We start from the raw sequence: 17,339 nt of genomic DNA on the forward strand, positions 1-17,339 counted from the left end.
ATCAAGCATAACGATGCCGCCTTGCTGTAAACTGAAGCTAACCTTACGCCAGCCTTAAATCGGGCCAATGGCGGCCCGTCACGCTCCAAAACCAGCAAAAGCAAGGTATACTAAAAATGGGTGATGAACAATATGGAAGACTTAAAACATAAAAAGCTGCTCATCGTCGATGATGAGAGCGATTTGAGGGAAATGGTCGAAGGTTTTTTACGTAAAGAAGGCTTTACCCGCATTTTCCAGGCAGCTACCTGCGCGGAGGCACTGCGTACCATTAGGTCGGCCAAGCCGGACCTCGTCCTTTTGGATATTATGCTGCCTGACGGGGACGGGTTCTCTCTGCTCAAGTCGCTGCGGCACTTCTCAAGCGTTCCTGTGCTGTTTCTCTCTGCCAGAGGAGAGGATGAGGATCGTTTGCTCGGCCTTGGGCTGGGCGCCGACGATTATATGGTGAAGCCTTTTTTGCCGCGCGAGCTGCTGCTGCGTTTGAGCGCGATTTTACGGCGAGTATATGCACCGTTCCGCCAGGAGCAGCGCCCTATTTTTCAACTGGGGCCCCGTGTCATTGATTTGGAAAGCGGCGTTGTGCGGACGTCCAGCGATGACGTTTCTTTAACCGCCAAGGAGCTTGTCCTGCTAACCAAGTTTTACGAAAACCGGAACCGCATTGTGACCAATGATGCCCTTTGCCAAGCAGCGTGGAGCGATGATTATTATGGGTATGAAAATACCTTAATGGTTCATATTCGCCGCATTCGTGAAAAAATAGAAGAGCTGCCCTCCAATCCTGAGCATCTGCTGACCGTTCGCGGCTTGGGGTATAAGCTGCTAGTCAAGGGGGAGGAGTAATGGGAGGCACCGTTCGTATTTTAAAGCGTTTTATTGGGGCGACGATGCTCATCTCGCTCTCTTTGCTCGTGCTTAACTTTTTGCTGCTGCTCATCTGGGTTAGTACAGGGACGGTCGAGGGGAGTTCGCCAGCCGCGGTTGTGCGGCATACGGCTGAAGGGCTGAAGGCTGCGAATAATGGGTATGTTCTTGAGGCTGAAACGGCGGCACGGCTGGATGACCAGCAGGTGTGGGCGATGTTAATTAGCTCGGCGGGGCAGGTCACGTGGGGGCACAGCTTGCCCGAAGAGCTCCCTGCCCACTATAGCTTGACGGACGTCGCCAAGCTTTCCATGAGCTACTTGATGGATTATCCCGTATTTGTGTGGGAGCATGCAGACGGACTTATTGTGATTGGCTATCCGAAGGACAGCCTTGTCAAATACCAGCATATACTGCCGACCGACTGGGTCAAAAATTTGCCGCTGCGCGCCCTGCTCCTACTCATAGGGAACCTTGTGCTGGTGCTGATTGTCGCCCTGCTGATCGGTTCCCGGCTCCTGCTTTCCATCCGCCCGCTGACGCAGGGCATACAGGCGCTTGCCGCGGATCAGGAGGTGCAGCTTGAGCCCAAGGGAATGCTCGCTGACCTTGCCCAGTCTGTCAACCATGCCTCATCGCTGCTGCATCAGAAAAATGCTTCGCTCAAAAGCAGGGATGAAGCGCGATCCAACTGGATCGCTGGCATTTCCCATGACATTCGCACCCCGCTTTCCATGGTGCTCGGCTATGCCAGCGAGCTGGAGGAGCATCAAGAAATTCCACCGTTGCAGCGAAAGCATGCGGGTATTATTCGTTATCAAGCAGAGAAGCTGCGCACCTTAGTAAGCGACTTGAATCTCGTTTCCATGTTGGAATATGAAATGCAGCCGCTCACTCCGAAGGCTTTGCGGCTGGCCGCACTGACTCGCCAGGTGGCATCCGATATGATTAATGCGGGGCTTGAGCCCAGCTATACGCTCGAAATGGACGACATAAACGAAACCGCCCAAATATACGGGGATGAGCGTCTGCTGCTGCGCGCCATGACCAATCTCGTCCACAATGCGATCCGCCATAATCCACAGGGATGCGACATCAGGCTGCGAGCAGAGCTTGCGGCCGACAAGCATACGTGCCGCTTCATCGTATTAGACAATGGACGAGGCATCCCGCCGGAAGAGCTGGCCGATGTGCTGGAGCTGCCTTTTTCCGCAAATCGAAAATATGCCAGACCTTCCGGACATGGTCTCGGGCTGCCGATGGCTTTCCGAATAGCCAAAGCCCACCACGGGCGCCTGACGTTAACTAACGGGCCTAGAGCCGGACTCGCCGCCGAGCTTGAGCTGCCTTGCTTGGAAACGCGATAAGCTGTTGTGTGCTAGGAATACTCTAGAGGCTAAAAAGCTGCTCCCTGCACCTGGATCGACTTGGCGGACACAGCAGCAGCTATTTTAGAAAAATCATGGGTTATGGCACCTTATACGGACTCAGGAGCCGCTAATACGCTGATTTTCGCCATTTTGATGGGATAATGAGGGCAATAGCGGATTTCCTGTCCGCTTAGGCAGACTCAAAAAATTAGTAGAACCATACAATCACACGAGGGCAGTTCTTCCTTCGTATAGCCGTTCTCGCGAATCTGCAATTCGTGAATGACTTTGACCGTCAGCCGGGTATAGAGTCTTCCAGTTTGCGCAACCCTTTGCGAATGGTATTCCGGCTGACCTGGGAGATGGCTGACGCTGCTCTGCCTATTTTTCTTCATCCATTCATCCACTCATTCATTCACGGAGTTGTTTGGGTCTGTTTTTTCTTTCATGTGCCTTATACCGTGCGATTTCTGGAGGCGCCGAGGCCGGACAGGAGCAGCAGAGCGCTAACGACAAGCAGCAGCAACAGCGGGGGCTTCCAGCTTGCCGTAATATCATGAAGCAGACCGAACAAGATCGGTCCGGTTGCCGCCAGCAAATAGCCAACCGATTGCGACATGCCGGAAAGAGCAGCGGAATCGAAGGCATCTTTCGTGCGCAAGCTTAAAAAGATCATGGCCAAGCTGAACGCACATCCTCCGCCAATTCCGAGTAAAACGGTCCACAACGAAATGAACGCATTTCCTCCGAAATAAAGACCTCCCAATGAAACAAACAACAGAACCGTCATGATGATGACCAGCAAACGTTGGTTCTTCATGCGTCCCGCCACGATCGGCACAATGAACGCTACGGGCAGCGCGGCCATCTGAAACAGCGACAGCAGCAAGCCGCCGCTGTCTTCATTCAAGCCCCGGCTTGACATGATTTCAGGCATCCAAGCGATCAGCACATAGAACAAGAGAGACTGCATCCCCATAAAAATCGTAACCATCCATGCCAGTGGCGAACGCCACAGACTTCCGCGCTTCGATGCACCGCTCGTCGCTGCCCCAACAGCCGCCCGACTCGCCCGGGCTTGAGGCAACCAGAACAGCGCGGCCAACAGAACGAGTATGCCCCAAATGCCGAGCGCGCCATTCCAGCCGAAACCGAGATCGCGGGCGACCGGAACACTGACACCGGATGCGATTGCCCCGCATAAATTCATTGACACGGAGTACACGCCGGTCATGAGGCCGACTTGCTGAGCAAAATTCCGTTTGACGAGACTTGGAATGAGCACGTTGCACACCGCAATCGCCAGCCCAATCAAAGCAGTGCCTACAAACAACGAAGCGGTTGCGGTCAACGAACGGATCGCGATACCCGCCATGAGTAAAACCAGCGCATAAAGCAGGGTCCGCTCCGCCCCCAAGCGGCGTGCCAGAAAGGGTGCGAACGGTGAAAGCAGCGCGAAAGCAAGCAACGGCAGTGTAGTGAGCAGACCTGCCGCAGCATTCGACAGTCCGAGGGATTCGCGAATCGAGCCGACCAATGGGCCTACCGACGTTAGCGGCGACCGCATGGTCAGTGCGATCAGGACGATGCCGAGGATGATCGGCCAACCCAGCGACAAAGACTTCTTCGCCATCATTGACTTCGTATCGCTTGTTACGCTCATAGCCGCTCGCCTCCTTTGACCTCAAGAACTGCTTTCGATTCCGCAATATAACGGTGAACCGTTGCCACGGCACGATCGGCGTCTTGATCGACAATCGCTTGAACCAATTGCCGGTGCATCTCCAAGAAATCCCCATCGGCTTCATAACGAGTCAAGCTTGTAATCGAATCTTGTGACGCGTCCGCGATATGGCTGTACAATTCAATCAAGATTTCATTATGAGACGCCGCGATGATGCCTTGGTGAAGACGGATATCCTCCGTAACAATGGCATCCATGTCACCGCGTGCTGCCGCCCCCTCCCAGCGTTCCAGTTGGAGAAGAAGCTCTCGCGCCTCTTCGTCCGTTCTGCGCTGTGCAGCCAGATGGGCTCCCTCGCGTTCGAGTGCATGCCGGACTTCCAACGTCTGCAGCGTATCGGAGCGCATAATTCGTTTTTGCAGCACCACTCCCAGCGCGCTCGAAGAGCTGACGTACGTTCCGTCCCCTTGCTTCGTCTTTAAGAGTCCCGCGTGGATCAAAGCCCGAACGGCTTCCCTCAATGTATTGCGGCTAACATTCAACTCGACCATCAACTCCGGCTCGGCCGGAATACGCATCCCCACAGCCCACTTGCCGGACTCGATCTGTCTTTCCATTTGCAATGCGACTTGCTCGACCAGCGTCAATCGATTTGTTTTCTGAAGCATACGTCAGTCCTCATTTCATCTATTTATCAAACATAGGATGTTTGGTTAATTGGTATTTTAACATACTTATATCGTGGAGACAACTCCTTCCCTAAAAAACCAAGCTTCGATATATTGAAGTTTGCATAAACATCCTAGTAAAATTGTAATTCTATTATTTTCTATCGTTACCAATCCTCATTTAATGTCGTATAACTCTTTAGATTGCTTTGCTGCCCGCATGGATGCTGTCGAAAAAAATCGTTCTTTCGATAAACTTGTCCAGCCAATCTAGCAAATGGGCAAAAAAGAAGCTACACTAAAGCTATCGCAATATCTGAGGAGGGATCAACGTTGCCAAAAGCGCCATTCCTTGTTTCTACTCTATTATTCATGTCCTTGCTATTTCTGTTATTTCCGCATCAGGTTGCCGAAGCAGGCATGTGGAGCAACATAAAGGGCATTTTCTCCGCCCCCGAAAAAATCGACGCGCTGGAGCAGCAATATATGGATGCCAAGCAGCAGCTTGATGCACAGAAGGAGCAGCTCACCGAATCGCTGCAAAGTGCAGAGCAATACGCAGCCAGGCAAGAGGAGCTCATGCAGCAGAACGAGCAGTTCCGCAAAACCAACGAGCAGCTAATGGAACAGAACAACGCGCTTATACAAGAAATGGAGCAAATCAAGCAGAAGCAAGCCAGCTTTACGCAAAAGCTCATCAATACAGCAATCATCATTATGATTATTATTTTCGCCTATATTCTTTCCCTTCGCGTTTGGCGCTATCTCGTTTGGCGCAAACAGAAGCATGTCGGCAGAGGAGTGTAGCGGATGAAAGCAACCTCCCCCGCGCCGATTGGACATGTGAAGGTGACGCTTCAGGAAGCGGACAAGCTCCATGTGCTCCATCCGGGAGCGATTATTGCTTACCAAGGCGCACCGCAGCAGCGCGAGGATCGTTTTATGAATTTGGCAGGCGTCTATCGCAAAAAGAAATGGGTGCGCGCCCTGCTGAGCGGCCCCTCCGAATTTATTATCGGCTTGCCGCCGGGCTGCTCGCTGGAGACGATCCCCATCGGACCGGAAAGCGATTTGCTGTTCGACTACCGCCACGTGCTCTATTTCACAGACGGCATGCAGCTCAAAAGCGTCATTCAAAAAATGAAAAATGTGTGGATCACCCGCGAGCTGGTGCGGATGCGCTTCTCCGGCCCCGGCGAGCTTGGCGTCATCACAAGCGGCGACATTGCGGTGCTCCAGTTGGACAAGGAGCGCCCGCTTTTTGTAAATACGAGCTCGCTCGTCGCTTATCCCGCCAATGCGAGCATCCAGCTTGCCGTTTACGGCAATCAGCTGGCGAGCCAGAACATGAACGTCCAGTGGAAAATAACCGGCAGCGGCCCTGTTCTTATTCAGACGGGCTCGCATGGAAAAGATTTGGAGCATCCGCTGCAAAACGACGGATTTTTCAAGCGATTGCTGCGTGAAGTGCTGCCGTTCGGCAGCGTGTATATTAAATAGTAAAAGGGCATTGCAAAAAACACCCGAAATCGCTGTACTAGCGGTTTCGGGTGTTTTTTGTATTTGGGGCGTTCTTTTCCAAGAAAGATAAGAACGTTAGTTTTAGTGCGATATATGTAGAAGCAGATTGAGAGTAAAAATAGTCTTACTTTTTGCAACTTTAATCTGCGCACTCCGTACGGAGTGCGACAGTTGCATCAACCTATCTCCCATGGGCTGCACAGTTTCAATCCACGTACTCCGTACGGAGTGCGACGGATGCAGTCGCTTAAGGGGATTAATGCTATTAAGTTTCAATCCACGCACTCCGTACGGAGTGCGACCGCCACTTGTCCTGGCGCATATGGCTATTTTTCCGTTTCAATCCACGCACTCCGTACGGAGTGCGACAGACTCATTGGTGCTTGTGTCGACAGCAGTAACCTGTTTCAATCCACGCACTCCGTACGGAGTGCGACCTCACAAATTTCCTTTTTCAATACCGTGGGACATTGTTTCAATCCACGCACTCCGTACGGAGTGCGACGATGTAATATGCCGATACTGAGCCAGACACTGGCTGTTTCAATCCACGCACTCCGTACGGAGTGCGACGATATGACAGAAGAGCAATTCGACAAATTGTCTGTTTCAATCCACGCACTCCGTACGGAGTGCGACGACAGTAGATAGCCCTTTCACCAGATCAGTAAGGTTTCAATCCACGCACTCCGTACGGAGTGCGACTCCAGGCGGAATTTGCAGCTAAACAAGCAGCATTTGTTTCAATCCACGCACTCCGTACGGAGTGCGACCGGATGGCACCGCGCGCCGGGAGGCGCGCGCGGGGCGGTTTCAATCCACGCACTCCGTACGGAGTGCGACCAGGGCTGGGAAGTAGTCATCGTGTATATCGAAGTTTCAATCCACGCACTCCGTACGGAGTGCGACCCGAATGTTTCTTTTATAGTCAGGTCGCTGAACGTGTTTCAATCCACGCACTCCGTACGGAGTGCGACATGAACGGCATGTCTGAGGGTAAAACCCTTAGCGGCGTTTCAATCCACGCACTCCGTACGGAGTGCGACAGCGAAAATACAAGTGATTGATCCCATCATGGCATCAATCACCTCTTTTTTCAATAAATATAATACTAGAAAAATCTAGATCAAATCTTGACTTTTCTTGAAATAGCTCAAAATCGACATGCTTCTACAATTTCTGAGGTGCGAATCCCCTAGGGTTTTTATGTGAGCTTCACATTCGCACCTGGGCATGTAATCTCAGCTGCTAAAAAACTTTATGCAACTACGCCGTCTTAAAGCTCGACACCGTATGCTGGAGATCATCCGCCAGTTGGGCCAGCGATTGCGCGGTCGCTGCGGATTCTTCGCTGCTCGCTGCGGACTCCTCGGCAGCAGCGGAAACATTTTCAACGGTAGTCAACACGTTTGTCGCTTGGGCCGCCTGCTCTTCGCTCGCTGCGGCAATTTCGGATACGCGATGGCCTGTATCGTTGACCATCTTCGTAATACGCTCGAATGCTTCTCCCGTTTTCTCCGACAGCGTTGCGCTTTCCTCAACTGCATTCACGCTGCGCTTCGTATTTTGCTGCATACCTTGAATAATGACCGTAATTTTCTTCGTCGCTTCGCCACTTCGCTCCGCCAGCTTGCGTACCTCATCGGCTACAACAGCAAAGCCTCGTCCTTGTTCGCCTGCCCGTGCTGCTTCAATGGCTGCATTCAGCGCAAGGAGGTTCGTTTGATCGGCGATATCCTCAATGACCTCGATAATATCGCCAACCTGATGGGAATCCTGCTCCAGCTGGGACATTTGCTCGCGCACGCCATTCATGCTTTTCACCGAGTTGTCGATAATGGTGCGGCCTTCTCTAGCAATTTTCATCGCGGAATCCGATAGCTCTGATGCTTGCTCTGTACTTTGAGCGACCGATTGAATGGCCATCGTCAGCTCGCTGAACAGCTCATGAATCGTCTGTGCCGCCGATGCTTGAGCTGTGCTCCCGCCGGCAATTTCCTCTGTAGCAGCCGAAATTTGCTCTGCAGCCGCAGCTACGCTGTGCGATGATTCAATAATACCGCTAACCGTTCCGTTCAAACGGTCAATCATATGGTTGAAGGAGCTTGCAAGATTGCCGACCTCGTCCTTCGTATGGATGTCTACCTTTTCACGCAGATCGCCGTCGGCCACATTTCTCGCCAGAACAACGATACGGCTGAGCGGCTTCGAAATCATCCGGGACAACACGATTCCGAAAATAATGCTCAGCAGGAATGCCAGCACCACAATGACAATTGTAATCAACAAAGCGCTATTATATGCTTCCGCCCCCTTCTGGTTCGCTGCGTCCGCTTCACGAATCGAAAGCTCGATGCTATCCTCAAGAATCTTGAAAACAATATCACCCTGCGTTTTTAATTCGTTACTGATCAAATTTTTAAACGCGGCATCATCGCCGGAATTATTGAGTTCAATACCCCGGTTGTAAATGACCAAATAAGCTTTCCAATCCGTATCAAAGCTATCAATGATCCTTTTAGCATCATCGCTCATATTCGTTGCTTTATATTTTTCAACAGCCTGCTCGACATGTGTTGTCGTTTCCCTAATTGTAGCAAGCTCTGCCTGCATTTTCTGCTCCGTATCATGCATATACAGGCTTCGGATTTGAACCCGCATACTGGTATAGTTGACCTGCGCCTCATAAGCTTCTTTAACAGGAATCAAATTATTGGAATACATATCATCCTGCGACGCATGCATTTTATTCAAATTATAAATACCGAATAAACCTACGACACCTAAAATAATCGCAACAATCAGAAATGCGGATATTAATTTGACACTGATTTTCAAGTTGTAGAACCAATTCATATCAAATACCCTCCCTATTCTATCTAATATTTGCTGTTAGTTTGTTTTCTTGCAGATCTGGCAAACGACGTTCTAGCTGATGCCGCTTGCTTTTTTCATAATGCCGCCAATTTCCAAAATCAACGCAATTCGCCCGTTGCCCAAAATCGTTGCTCCTGAAATACCGTCCACCTTGCCCACATAGGAACCAAGCGTTTTAATAACGACCTCTTGATTCCCAAGCAGCTGATCGACCGCAATAGCCAGCCGCTGCTCCGCTCTGCCGATCATTACGACCGGAATTTTGTCGGGTCTGCCCTCCGTGCGTGTATAGCCGAACATTTCATGCAGCCATACGAACGGTACGATCTGATTGCGGATTTTAATAACCGGCGAGCCTTTTATCATTTTGAGCGTGCTTGTATCGACTCGAATAATTTCCACAACGGCGCTCATTGGCAAAATAAACGTTTGGTCGCTCGCCTTGACGAGCAAGCCCGTTGTAATGGCAAGCGTCAGCGGCAGCCTTATCGTGAACTTCGTTCCAACGCCGACGGACGTATCAATATCAATAATTCCGCCAAGCCGCTCGATATCCGTCCGCACGATATCCATGCCCACGCCTCTGCCCGATACATCGCTAAGCTGGGAGGCCGTTGAGAAGCCTGGTTGAAAAATAAGGCGCAGCGCCTTATGCTCATCAAGCAGTGCCGCCTCCTCTGCGGTGATGACACCTTTGGCAACAGCGGATTTACGCAGCTTGTTCGTATCAATGCCGCCGCCATCATCCTCGACGACAACAACAACCTGATTATCCTCATGCGCCGCGCTTATTCTAACTGTTCCCTGCTCAGGCTTGCCGCATTTAACCCGCTCTTCCGGCATTTCAATACCGTGGTCCACCGCGTTGCGGATCAAATGAATCATCGGATCGCCGACCTCTTCAATAAGCGTGCGGTCAAGCTCTGTATCGCCGCCGACCATTTGCAGATCAACGCTTTTATTCAGCGTTTGCGCCAAATCACGGACCATGCGCGGGAAACGGCTGAACAGCTGCTCGATCGGCAGCATCCGTACTTTTAGTACGTTTTCCTGCAGGCTGCCAATCAATCTGGACAGATGATCGCTGATTTCGCCGAGGTCATCCATCGTCTCGGAATACCCATATGCTTGATGCAGTGTTTGAATGGCCTGCTTCAAGCGGGTTTGGTCGATTACTAGCTCTCCGAGCAAATCGAGTACATTTTCCAGTCGTTCCACGTTGACGCGAATCGTCTGCTGTTTCACTGACGCTTTGGACTGCTGCGTCTTGTCTGCTTCATCCTGCGCTACGCTTACGGCAAAACCGGGCAGCATGTCCACGTTCTCCTGTTCCAGCTCCAAAACTGCGGCTGTCTCAGCCTCCGGTTGGGACGGCATCGATGCCTCCACCCTTACGCTCTGCACGTCCATCAGCCCAGCTACCGCCAGCTCAAGAGCATCTGGCTCCACCTCTTGAGTGGCAATCAGCCACCGTATCGCATGAATATCCTGATCATCCTTCACCAGCTTCATATTGGGCTCATTCCACAGCACCTCGCCAAACGCACGCAAGGAAATATCAATAATGCTGATGCGAGCGAGCTTCATCATGCAGTCCTCAGTCAGCTTGACGGTAATTGTATATACGGTTTGACCGCTATGTATATATTCTCGCAGCAACTGCTCCGCCTCTTCCGGCAAAGCTTCGCCTGCTGATTCCTTTGCAGCCGCGACTGATTCCGTATTTGCTTTCGAGAAGCGTCCCAATTCCTTGATGACCGCCGAAGGGTCCGGCAGCAGCTCCTCGTGGATAATGCTGTTTTGCAAATCTTTAATAAAGTCGAGACATTGAAAAAATAAATTCGTTAATTCCCGTGTCATCTCAAGCTCTTCATTGCGCAGCATATCAAGCAGATGCTCCCATTCATGGGTTAGCTGCTTGAGCTCCATATAGCCCATTGCCGCGGAAGAGCCTTTAATCGTATGTGCCGCCCGGAAAAGCCGCTGAATGCCCTCAGAATGAGAGCCTTGCTTTTCCAAAGATAAAATCTCTTCTTCCATCGTCATAATCTGTTCCTCAAGCTCTTCGAGAAACACTTGCCTGAATTCCGAGTTATCGAACATATGCACCACCTTGTAAGCGTTGACTTAAGAGCTACCTTGCTGCTTGAAGTATGCTGTGTGAAGCAAGAAGCATTAATCGCGCAGCAGCACCTCATCGATCTTTAATATGCCGACCAATTCTGACTCTGTAAGACCGATTCCTGTAAAATAGGCACCGTTAATGCCGCCTACCCGCTCCGGCGGTGGCTGAATATCGTGAAACGTCGTAACCTTGTACACCCGATCTACAATAATGCCGATCGACTCCTCCTGATGATGAACAACGACGATTCGCGTCGCTTTTGAATACACATCCTCATCCAGTGAAAATAACGCTCGCAGGCTAATAACCGGAATAATTTTGCCGCGTAAATTAATGACACCCATCACATAAAACTGGCAATTCGGTATTTCGGTAATTTCCTGCATACGTATAATTTCATGAACTTCAGCTATACGTATGCCATAGCTTTCTTCCCCTACGCCAAATTGTACATACTGCATTTGCTCTACCCCCTGCATGATTTCACCCCCTTTCATATTCTGCCTTTGGTAACGTCCAGCAGCTTTCTGCCAATCTGCTCAATGGGCAGCACATAATCGACGGTTCCCCGATCAACTATCGGCGCTCCGGTTGCGTTTTTTATTTTTTACACAATTCTGACTTTACTTTATAAATATCGGCTGACAGCTCTCCCGACGGCTTGGCGACAAAATCAACCGCCCCGCACTGAAGCGCCATAATGGTCTCTTCTCCACCAAATTTTACATCTTCAGTCCTCCCGTTTTGCTGATTGCTGCGCCTTATTTCCTACACAATAACAAACATCTCTGAATCATAACTGAATCTTTTGTCGATTTTTGTAGCATTTTAACGAATTTAATTAGCATTACGCGTTAACTTGATCAATTAGGAAACTTTTCATAATCTTCTCAAAAGCGCAAAAAAACTACCTTTGTCTCAGACAAAAGGCAGCTTCTTATTATCCCCTATCAGGTTGATTGCATTAGCGACTCATATCGGTCTACAAGCTCGGCATGTGGACAAGCTCCAAGCTCCCCTGCACTGCGCTTGCAAAACTGCTTAAATACGGTGTCGGCCTTCACCCGATTGCCTCCTCTCTTATAGCAGCGGACTACGAGCCATAAGGCCCCCTCATCGTAAGGCTCCTTGTTTAAGTATTCGAGCGCATAATCCGTTGCTACAAGAATATCTCCCTGATTCAGCAGCTCCTCGACAAGCCGCTCCACAACCAGGCCTCCGATAAGCCTATAATGCTCGCGCAGCCGATAAACCCAGACGCTCTGAATGTCAGTCAGCACTTCCTCCTTGTATAAGTTCACCGCCTGTCGGAGCAAAAATAGGCTGCCCATGTCGACCGCACGTTTCGCTAGCTGTTGAAATTCAAGCATATCTGAGGACATATGCTCGGCAGTCAAAATATACTTCTCCCGCAGCGATTTAATCCGAACCCTCCCGTCCAGCCCATTACGCTTCAACAGCTGACGGAGTTGATACACGCAGGTGTGAATGTATGCCCTTGCCTTCGTATCTTCCATTCCAGGAAAAACATCATCCATAATATTCTCCACGCGGCATTCCCGGTTCGTCCATAAATACGCGAACAGCTCCTTCGTTTTCAGCACCTTCCATTTGACGGGACCTGCTGTCCCATACAGGTTCAGCTTGCCGAAGCATTGAACGTCGACTCTGTCTTTCTGCTTTACCGCCTCGGCGGCCAATTTATTTCTCCCAATTCTGCGTTGACGTACACGCTCCACCGTTCGCTGAAGCCGCTGCGGGGCTACCGGTTTCAAAATATAATCCTCCACATTCAGCTCATAAGCCTGCAACGCATGATTGTCAAATGCCGTGACAAATACGGTAGCCGTCCCTGGGCAATAAGCGAGCATTTCCTCCGCGAACATAAGACCAGAAATTTGCGGCATGTAAATGTCTATGAATACGACATCTGGCGGCTCGCGCTTAATGGCCGCAAGCCCCTCCAGCGGATCATCATAAAGCTGAATGGAGCCGATTCCTTCACAGTTCGATAAATATTCCTTCATTTCCTCAAGCGCCCAGTGCTCATCATCCACCACCGCGACGTTCAACATTTAAAATCCCTCCCTGTGCCGGTATCAAAAAGGTAACGGTCGTGCCTCCGCTTTCGCGCCGTCTAATATGCAGTCCCGTTCCAAAATGGCGGAGCAGCCGCTCGTTTGTATTCGCAAGCCCAATTCCCTGCCTCAGCTGCTGCCCACTTGGCAATCGCCTGCTTGGCGGCTGTTTCCTTATGCGCATGAAGCTTTCAAGCTGCTCCTCCGGAATACCGACTCCATCGTCCTTAATAATGACGCGGATGCCCCCAGGAACGGAGAGCGTAATAATTTCAATCGTGCCGCCAATGAGCTTGGCTGTAATGCCATGGCGAATCGCATTTTCCACCAGCGTCTGAATGATAAAGGGTGGCAGGTGAAACTGCGTCGCTCCGAGCTCGTAATTCACCTGCAGACGGCTGCCAAATCTAGCCTTCTCCAAATCCAGATAGGCGCTGACGAGTGCAAGCTCGACCTTGAATGAAACAGCCTCCGCCTGATTCTCAAAATCAAAGCTGCTGCGCAAAAATTCACTCAGGCTGCGAAGCAGTCCCCTCGCTTCCTCGGCATTACGCTTGCTGATGAAAATGATTGTACCGATTGCATTAAACAAAAAATGCGGCTTAATCTTCGCACGCAGCATCGCCAGCTCCGTCTCTACAAGCCCGGCCTCTGATTTTCTCAGCTGCATGAGCATGCAGAGCTTATGCTTAAGCTCTACAGCGGCGAAGGGCCGCAATAAATAATCATTCATCCCAGCTGTGTAGAGCCGTTCCAGCTGACTCCTGGCCTTGATGTCAAGCAGTAGGAGTATGTATAGCTCCTTGCTGCCGCTTGCCTCACGAATAGCGCGGCACGCGGCTTCAGCATCCTCTGCCAGAGAAGCGTCAATAAGACATAAGTCAGCCTCGTCGCCCTGCTTGAACCAGAGCAAAGCGTCTTCCAGCCTGCTCTCAGCCGAGATTTGTATATTTTGTTCTGTGAACACATCCGTAATAATCGCTCTTTCGGTTACGCGGTCATGAACGAGAAGCGCATGAAGCAATGCAAATCCCCCATTCCAAATTATAGTAGATAAAAACGTCTAGTAACTATATCGGTTATAGAAGCTTTTCTTTATACTATGCTCTGTAGGGAGACGCAGAAAAGACCGGTTGCTTTCAACCGGCCTTGCACGAAGCGTATGTTTTTATACGTAGGTTATGTTGTGCGAAATTCTGCTGCCTACTCTTCCTTCGGAATCAGCTTATAGATTTCTCCTGACTCAAAAGCATCAATGAGCCGTCCCAGCCACTTGTAATACGCGAGTGCTTCCTGAAGCTTCTGTCTATCGCTTGCGAGCACATCAAGAAAGGCTTCGGAATGCTCCGGATTTTCCTCCAGCTGTTCAATTTCCTTAAGAGAACGGGTTAGGGCAAGTACATTTTGCTCAGCAGCCTTCCTCCATTTAATCGAGAAAAAATCCGTGAAGTTCTCATGCCAATCCGGCACCACCTCATACAAATCTTTGCGTGAGCCTTTGCCCCATACTTTATTGATCATTTTCAGATCGTATAATGTCCGCATTCCGGTGCTCATTGACGTTTTGCTCATTCCCATCGTAGCACTCATTTCGTCCAGCGTGACAGGCTCGCGGTTGAAATACATATTGCCATATAAATGCCCGATGGACAGCGTTATGCCATACAGATCCATGTTTTTGCCGATTGATTCAATGACGCGCCGGCGCGTCTTCAGCAGCAGCTGCTGCTGCTCTTCTGTTAATGCTGCAAGTTCATCCATGTCGTTCCTCCTGAGGAGTGGCGTGTCCCATTCATCCTACAACATGTATTGTAATCAAACGCCTAGGGTAATGTAAAGAAACATGTTGATATGAAAAAGGGAGTTATCAGGAGTATTCTGTACAAAAAGTTTGTAAAGTTATAACTGTACAAAGTATACAAGGGCTCACGCCTTTTGACCATTACATTGTTATCCAACTACACTTGTAAGCAGACGAACACTCGAAGCTTGGTGAAGGAGCGTTATGATAAAGCGTCCACCTCGCTTCCTGTGCCAAGGATCGTGGAGGGGGTACTACATGGCTATTATAGAAGCTAAAAAGCTGACCAAGATTTTCGGAGCGGACCCAAAAAAAGCAATACCGCTGCTGGATAAAGGATGGTCAAAGGAAAAGATTCTAAAAGAAACAAAGCTGACTGTCGGCGTGAATCAAGCCAATTTTTCGATAGAGGCCGGACAAATATTTGTCATTATGGGCTTATCGGGCAGCGGCAAATCGACGCTCGTTCGCTTATTGAATCGCTTAATTGAGCCGACGGGCGGACAAGTGCTGTTTAATGGCAAGGATGTGCTCAAGATGACGGCGGAGCAGCTCAGGCAGTTTCGGCGCAAGCATGTCGGGATGGTGTTTCAGAAATTTGCGCTGTTCCCACATCGCACGGTGCTGCAAAACATCGAATACGGCCTTGAAGTTCAGGGCATCAACAAGTCGAAGCGCCGGGAAATGGCGATTCAATCTTTAGAGCTTGTAGGCTTGAAAGGCTACGGCGACAGTTATCCCGAGCAGCTAAGCGGCGGGATGCAGCAGCGCGTAGGTCTTGCAAGAGGACTTGCCAGCGATCCCGAAGTGCTGCTGATGGATGAAGCGTTCAGTGCACTTGACCCGCTTATCCGCAAGGATATGCAGGATGAGCTGCTGGAGCTGCAATCGAAGATGAAAAAAACGATCGTCTTCATTACTCATGATTTGAATGAAGCGCTGCGCATTGGCGACCAAATTGCCCTAATGAAGGATGGCAGCATTGTGCAAATTGGCTCACCGGAAGAAATTTTGATGCAGCCTGCCAATAAATATGTCGAGCGTTTCGTCGAAGACGTCGATTTGTCCAAGGTGCTCACCGCCTCCCATGTCATGGCGAAGGCCGAGACGATTACGAATGAGAGAGGACCGCGCGTTGCGCTCCAGCTCATGCGTGCCAGAAGCATTTCCAGCTTATATATGGTGGACAGGGAAATGCGCCTGCTTGGTGTCATTACGGCTGACGACGCTGCGAAGGCTTTGAAGGAAGGGCTGTCGCTTGAATCGCTGACCCAGCGTGATGTTCCGACCGTCTCCCCCGATACGCTGCTCAATGAGCTGTTTGAGCTGATGGGCAATGCCCGATTGCCCGTTGCAGTCATCGGTGAAAATGGCCGATTAAAGGGCATCGTCATTAAAGGCGCAGTGCTCGCCGCACTCGCAGGCAATACCGAAATAGAGGCAGGTGTTAAAGCATGAATATACCCAAAATCCCTTTAGCGGACTGGATTGGGGCGCTGGAAACATGGCTTGAAACCCATCTCAGCCCCTTCTTCAAGCTAATTAAAGTGGTCGTTGGCGAAACGGTTGGCGGATTAAATACCGTTCTCGACTTTTTCCCGGCGATCGTGCTCATTATTCTTTTTACCGCAGCAGCTTGGTTTCTCGGCAAATGGCGCATGGCGCTGTTTACGTTTGTCGGCCTGCTCATCATTGATAATCTCGGCTACTGGAGCCAAACGATGCAGACGCTGTCGCTTGTGCTGACCTCTGCCCTCATTTCAGTCGTGGTAGGTGTTCCTGTTGGCATTTTGTGTGCACGTAAAAATAGCATTCAAAATATCGTTACTCCGATTCTTGACTTTATGCAGACGATGCCGGCCTTCGTTTATTTGCTGCCTGCCGTCTCCTTCTTCTCGCTTGGCGTCGTGCCAGGCGTCATCGCTTCGATTATTTTTGCGATTCCACCAACGATTCGCATGACCAATCTTGGCATACGCCAAGTTCCGGAAGAGCTGACTGAAGCGGCGGACGCGTTCGGCTCTACACCGTCGCAGAAGCTGATCAAGCTGCAATTGCCGATTGCGCTGCCAAGCATAATGGCGGGCATCAATCAGACGATTATGCTGTCGCTTTCGATGGTCGTTATCGCATCTATGATCGGCGCACAAGGTGTCGGCTCGTACGTTTACCGTGCGGTGACACAGGGCAACACTGGAGTTGGCTTTGAGGCGGGGATTGCCATCGTTATACTGGCGATTATCCTCGACCGCTTGACGCAAAATGCGATTCGCCGTACGAAAAAGGCGTAATTAATCGCAAGTCCCTTCCCGCCTATACAGCGGGATAGCTGCTCGATCAATCGAAAG

Annotated in this window: 14 protein-coding genes, 1 pseudogene and 1 CRISPR repeat array; of the genes and pseudogenes, 6 read left to right on the forward strand and 9 right to left on the reverse strand. The window is 50.5% G+C overall.

Annotated features, from left to right (window positions below):
- The first annotated feature begins 132 nt into the window (after window positions 1-132).
- Entirely contained in the window at window positions 133-846 is a 714-nt protein-coding gene (locus tag AC6B99_RS03985; protein WP_496662799.1) for a response regulator transcription factor, read from the forward strand.
- On the forward strand, window positions 846-2,234 hold the full coding sequence (locus AC6B99_RS03990; RefSeq protein ID WP_496662800.1) for a sensor histidine kinase: 1,389 nt from the start codon (window positions 846-848) through the stop codon (window positions 2,232-2,234). The genes AC6B99_RS03985 and AC6B99_RS03990 overlap by 1 nt, the downstream gene beginning before the upstream one ends.
- A gap of 457 nt (window positions 2,235-2,691) precedes the next feature.
- Here the strand turns inward: AC6B99_RS03990 and AC6B99_RS03995 are convergent, their stop codons facing one another.
- The gene (locus AC6B99_RS03995; RefSeq protein WP_494859376.1) at window positions 2,692-3,900 is read right to left on the reverse strand and encodes a CynX/NimT family MFS transporter; all 1,209 of its coding nucleotides are present in this window, start codon (window positions 3,898-3,900) and stop codon (window positions 2,692-2,694) included.
- The gene (locus AC6B99_RS04000) at window positions 3,897-4,589 is read right to left on the reverse strand and encodes a FadR/GntR family transcriptional regulator (protein WP_496662801.1); all 693 of its coding nucleotides are present in this window, start codon (window positions 4,587-4,589) and stop codon (window positions 3,897-3,899) included. Before AC6B99_RS04000 ends, AC6B99_RS03995 begins: the two co-directional genes overlap by 4 nt.
- A 333-nt stretch (window positions 4,590-4,922) precedes the next feature.
- Between AC6B99_RS04000 and AC6B99_RS04005 the strand changes: the two genes are divergently transcribed.
- Together AC6B99_RS04005 and AC6B99_RS04010 are read left to right on the forward strand one after the other, a co-directional pair.
- Entirely contained in the window at window positions 4,923-5,396 is a 474-nt protein-coding gene (locus tag AC6B99_RS04005; RefSeq protein WP_056042766.1) for a hypothetical protein, read from the forward strand.
- Between the two features lie 3 nt (window positions 5,397-5,399).
- A complete protein-coding gene (locus AC6B99_RS04010; protein WP_056042767.1) occupies window positions 5,400-6,089 on the forward strand; it encodes an AIM24 family protein in 690 nt (229 codons plus the stop codon).
- 157 nt (window positions 6,090-6,246) lie between these two features.
- Window positions 6,247-7,156: a CRISPR direct-repeat array (repeat unit 33 nt; unit sequence GTTTCAATCCACGCACTCCGTACGGAGTGCGAC).
- Between the two features lie 220 nt (window positions 7,157-7,376).
- Here AC6B99_RS04010 and AC6B99_RS04015 read toward each other — a convergent pair.
- The 7 genes and pseudogenes from AC6B99_RS04015 to AC6B99_RS04045 all read right to left on the reverse strand — a co-directional run bounded on the left by AC6B99_RS04015 (window position 7,377) and on the right by AC6B99_RS04045 (window position 14,951).
- Window positions 7,377-8,966 (reverse strand): methyl-accepting chemotaxis protein, encoded by a 1,590-nt coding sequence (locus tag AC6B99_RS04015; RefSeq protein ID WP_056042772.1) that lies wholly within the window; start codon window positions 8,964-8,966, stop codon window positions 7,377-7,379.
- 72 nt (window positions 8,967-9,038) lie between these two features.
- On the reverse strand, window positions 9,039-11,090 hold the full coding sequence (locus tag AC6B99_RS04020; RefSeq protein ID WP_496662802.1) for a chemotaxis protein CheW: 2,052 nt from the start codon (window positions 11,088-11,090) through the stop codon (window positions 9,039-9,041).
- Between the two features lie 72 nt (window positions 11,091-11,162).
- Window positions 11,163-11,591: a chemotaxis protein CheW gene (locus AC6B99_RS04025; RefSeq protein WP_046228964.1), complete on the reverse strand. Its 429-nt coding sequence runs from the start codon at window positions 11,589-11,591 to the stop codon at window positions 11,163-11,165.
- A gap of 124 nt (window positions 11,592-11,715) precedes the next feature.
- Window positions 11,716-11,829 (reverse strand): annotated as a pseudogene (locus tag AC6B99_RS04030) (chemotaxis response regulator protein-glutamate methylesterase); the annotation flags it as partial.
- A gap of 233 nt (window positions 11,830-12,062) precedes the next feature.
- A complete protein-coding gene (locus AC6B99_RS04035) occupies window positions 12,063-13,187 on the reverse strand; it encodes a BTAD domain-containing protein (protein ID WP_056042778.1) in 1,125 nt (374 codons plus the stop codon).
- A complete protein-coding gene (locus AC6B99_RS04040) occupies window positions 13,162-14,214 on the reverse strand; it encodes a histidine kinase (protein ID WP_496662803.1) in 1,053 nt (350 codons plus the stop codon). The genes AC6B99_RS04035 and AC6B99_RS04040 overlap by 26 nt, the downstream gene beginning before the upstream one ends.
- 179 nt (window positions 14,215-14,393) lie before the next feature.
- Window positions 14,394-14,951 (reverse strand): GbsR/MarR family transcriptional regulator, encoded by a 558-nt coding sequence (locus AC6B99_RS04045; protein WP_473758269.1) that lies wholly within the window; start codon window positions 14,949-14,951, stop codon window positions 14,394-14,396.
- A 298-nt stretch (window positions 14,952-15,249) separates the two neighbouring features.
- On the opposite strand from AC6B99_RS04045, the gene AC6B99_RS04050 reads away from it, so the two are divergent.
- Window positions 15,250-16,449 (forward strand): quaternary amine ABC transporter ATP-binding protein, encoded by a 1,200-nt coding sequence (locus AC6B99_RS04050; protein ID WP_341281342.1) that lies wholly within the window; start codon window positions 15,250-15,252, stop codon window positions 16,447-16,449.
- Window positions 16,446-17,282 (forward strand): ABC transporter permease subunit, encoded by an 837-nt coding sequence (locus AC6B99_RS04055; RefSeq protein WP_494880202.1) that lies wholly within the window; start codon window positions 16,446-16,448, stop codon window positions 17,280-17,282. The genes AC6B99_RS04050 and AC6B99_RS04055 overlap by 4 nt, the downstream gene beginning before the upstream one ends.
- Window positions 17,283-17,339 lie beyond the last annotated feature (57 nt).

The organism is Paenibacillus liaoningensis (genome assembly GCF_059609455.1).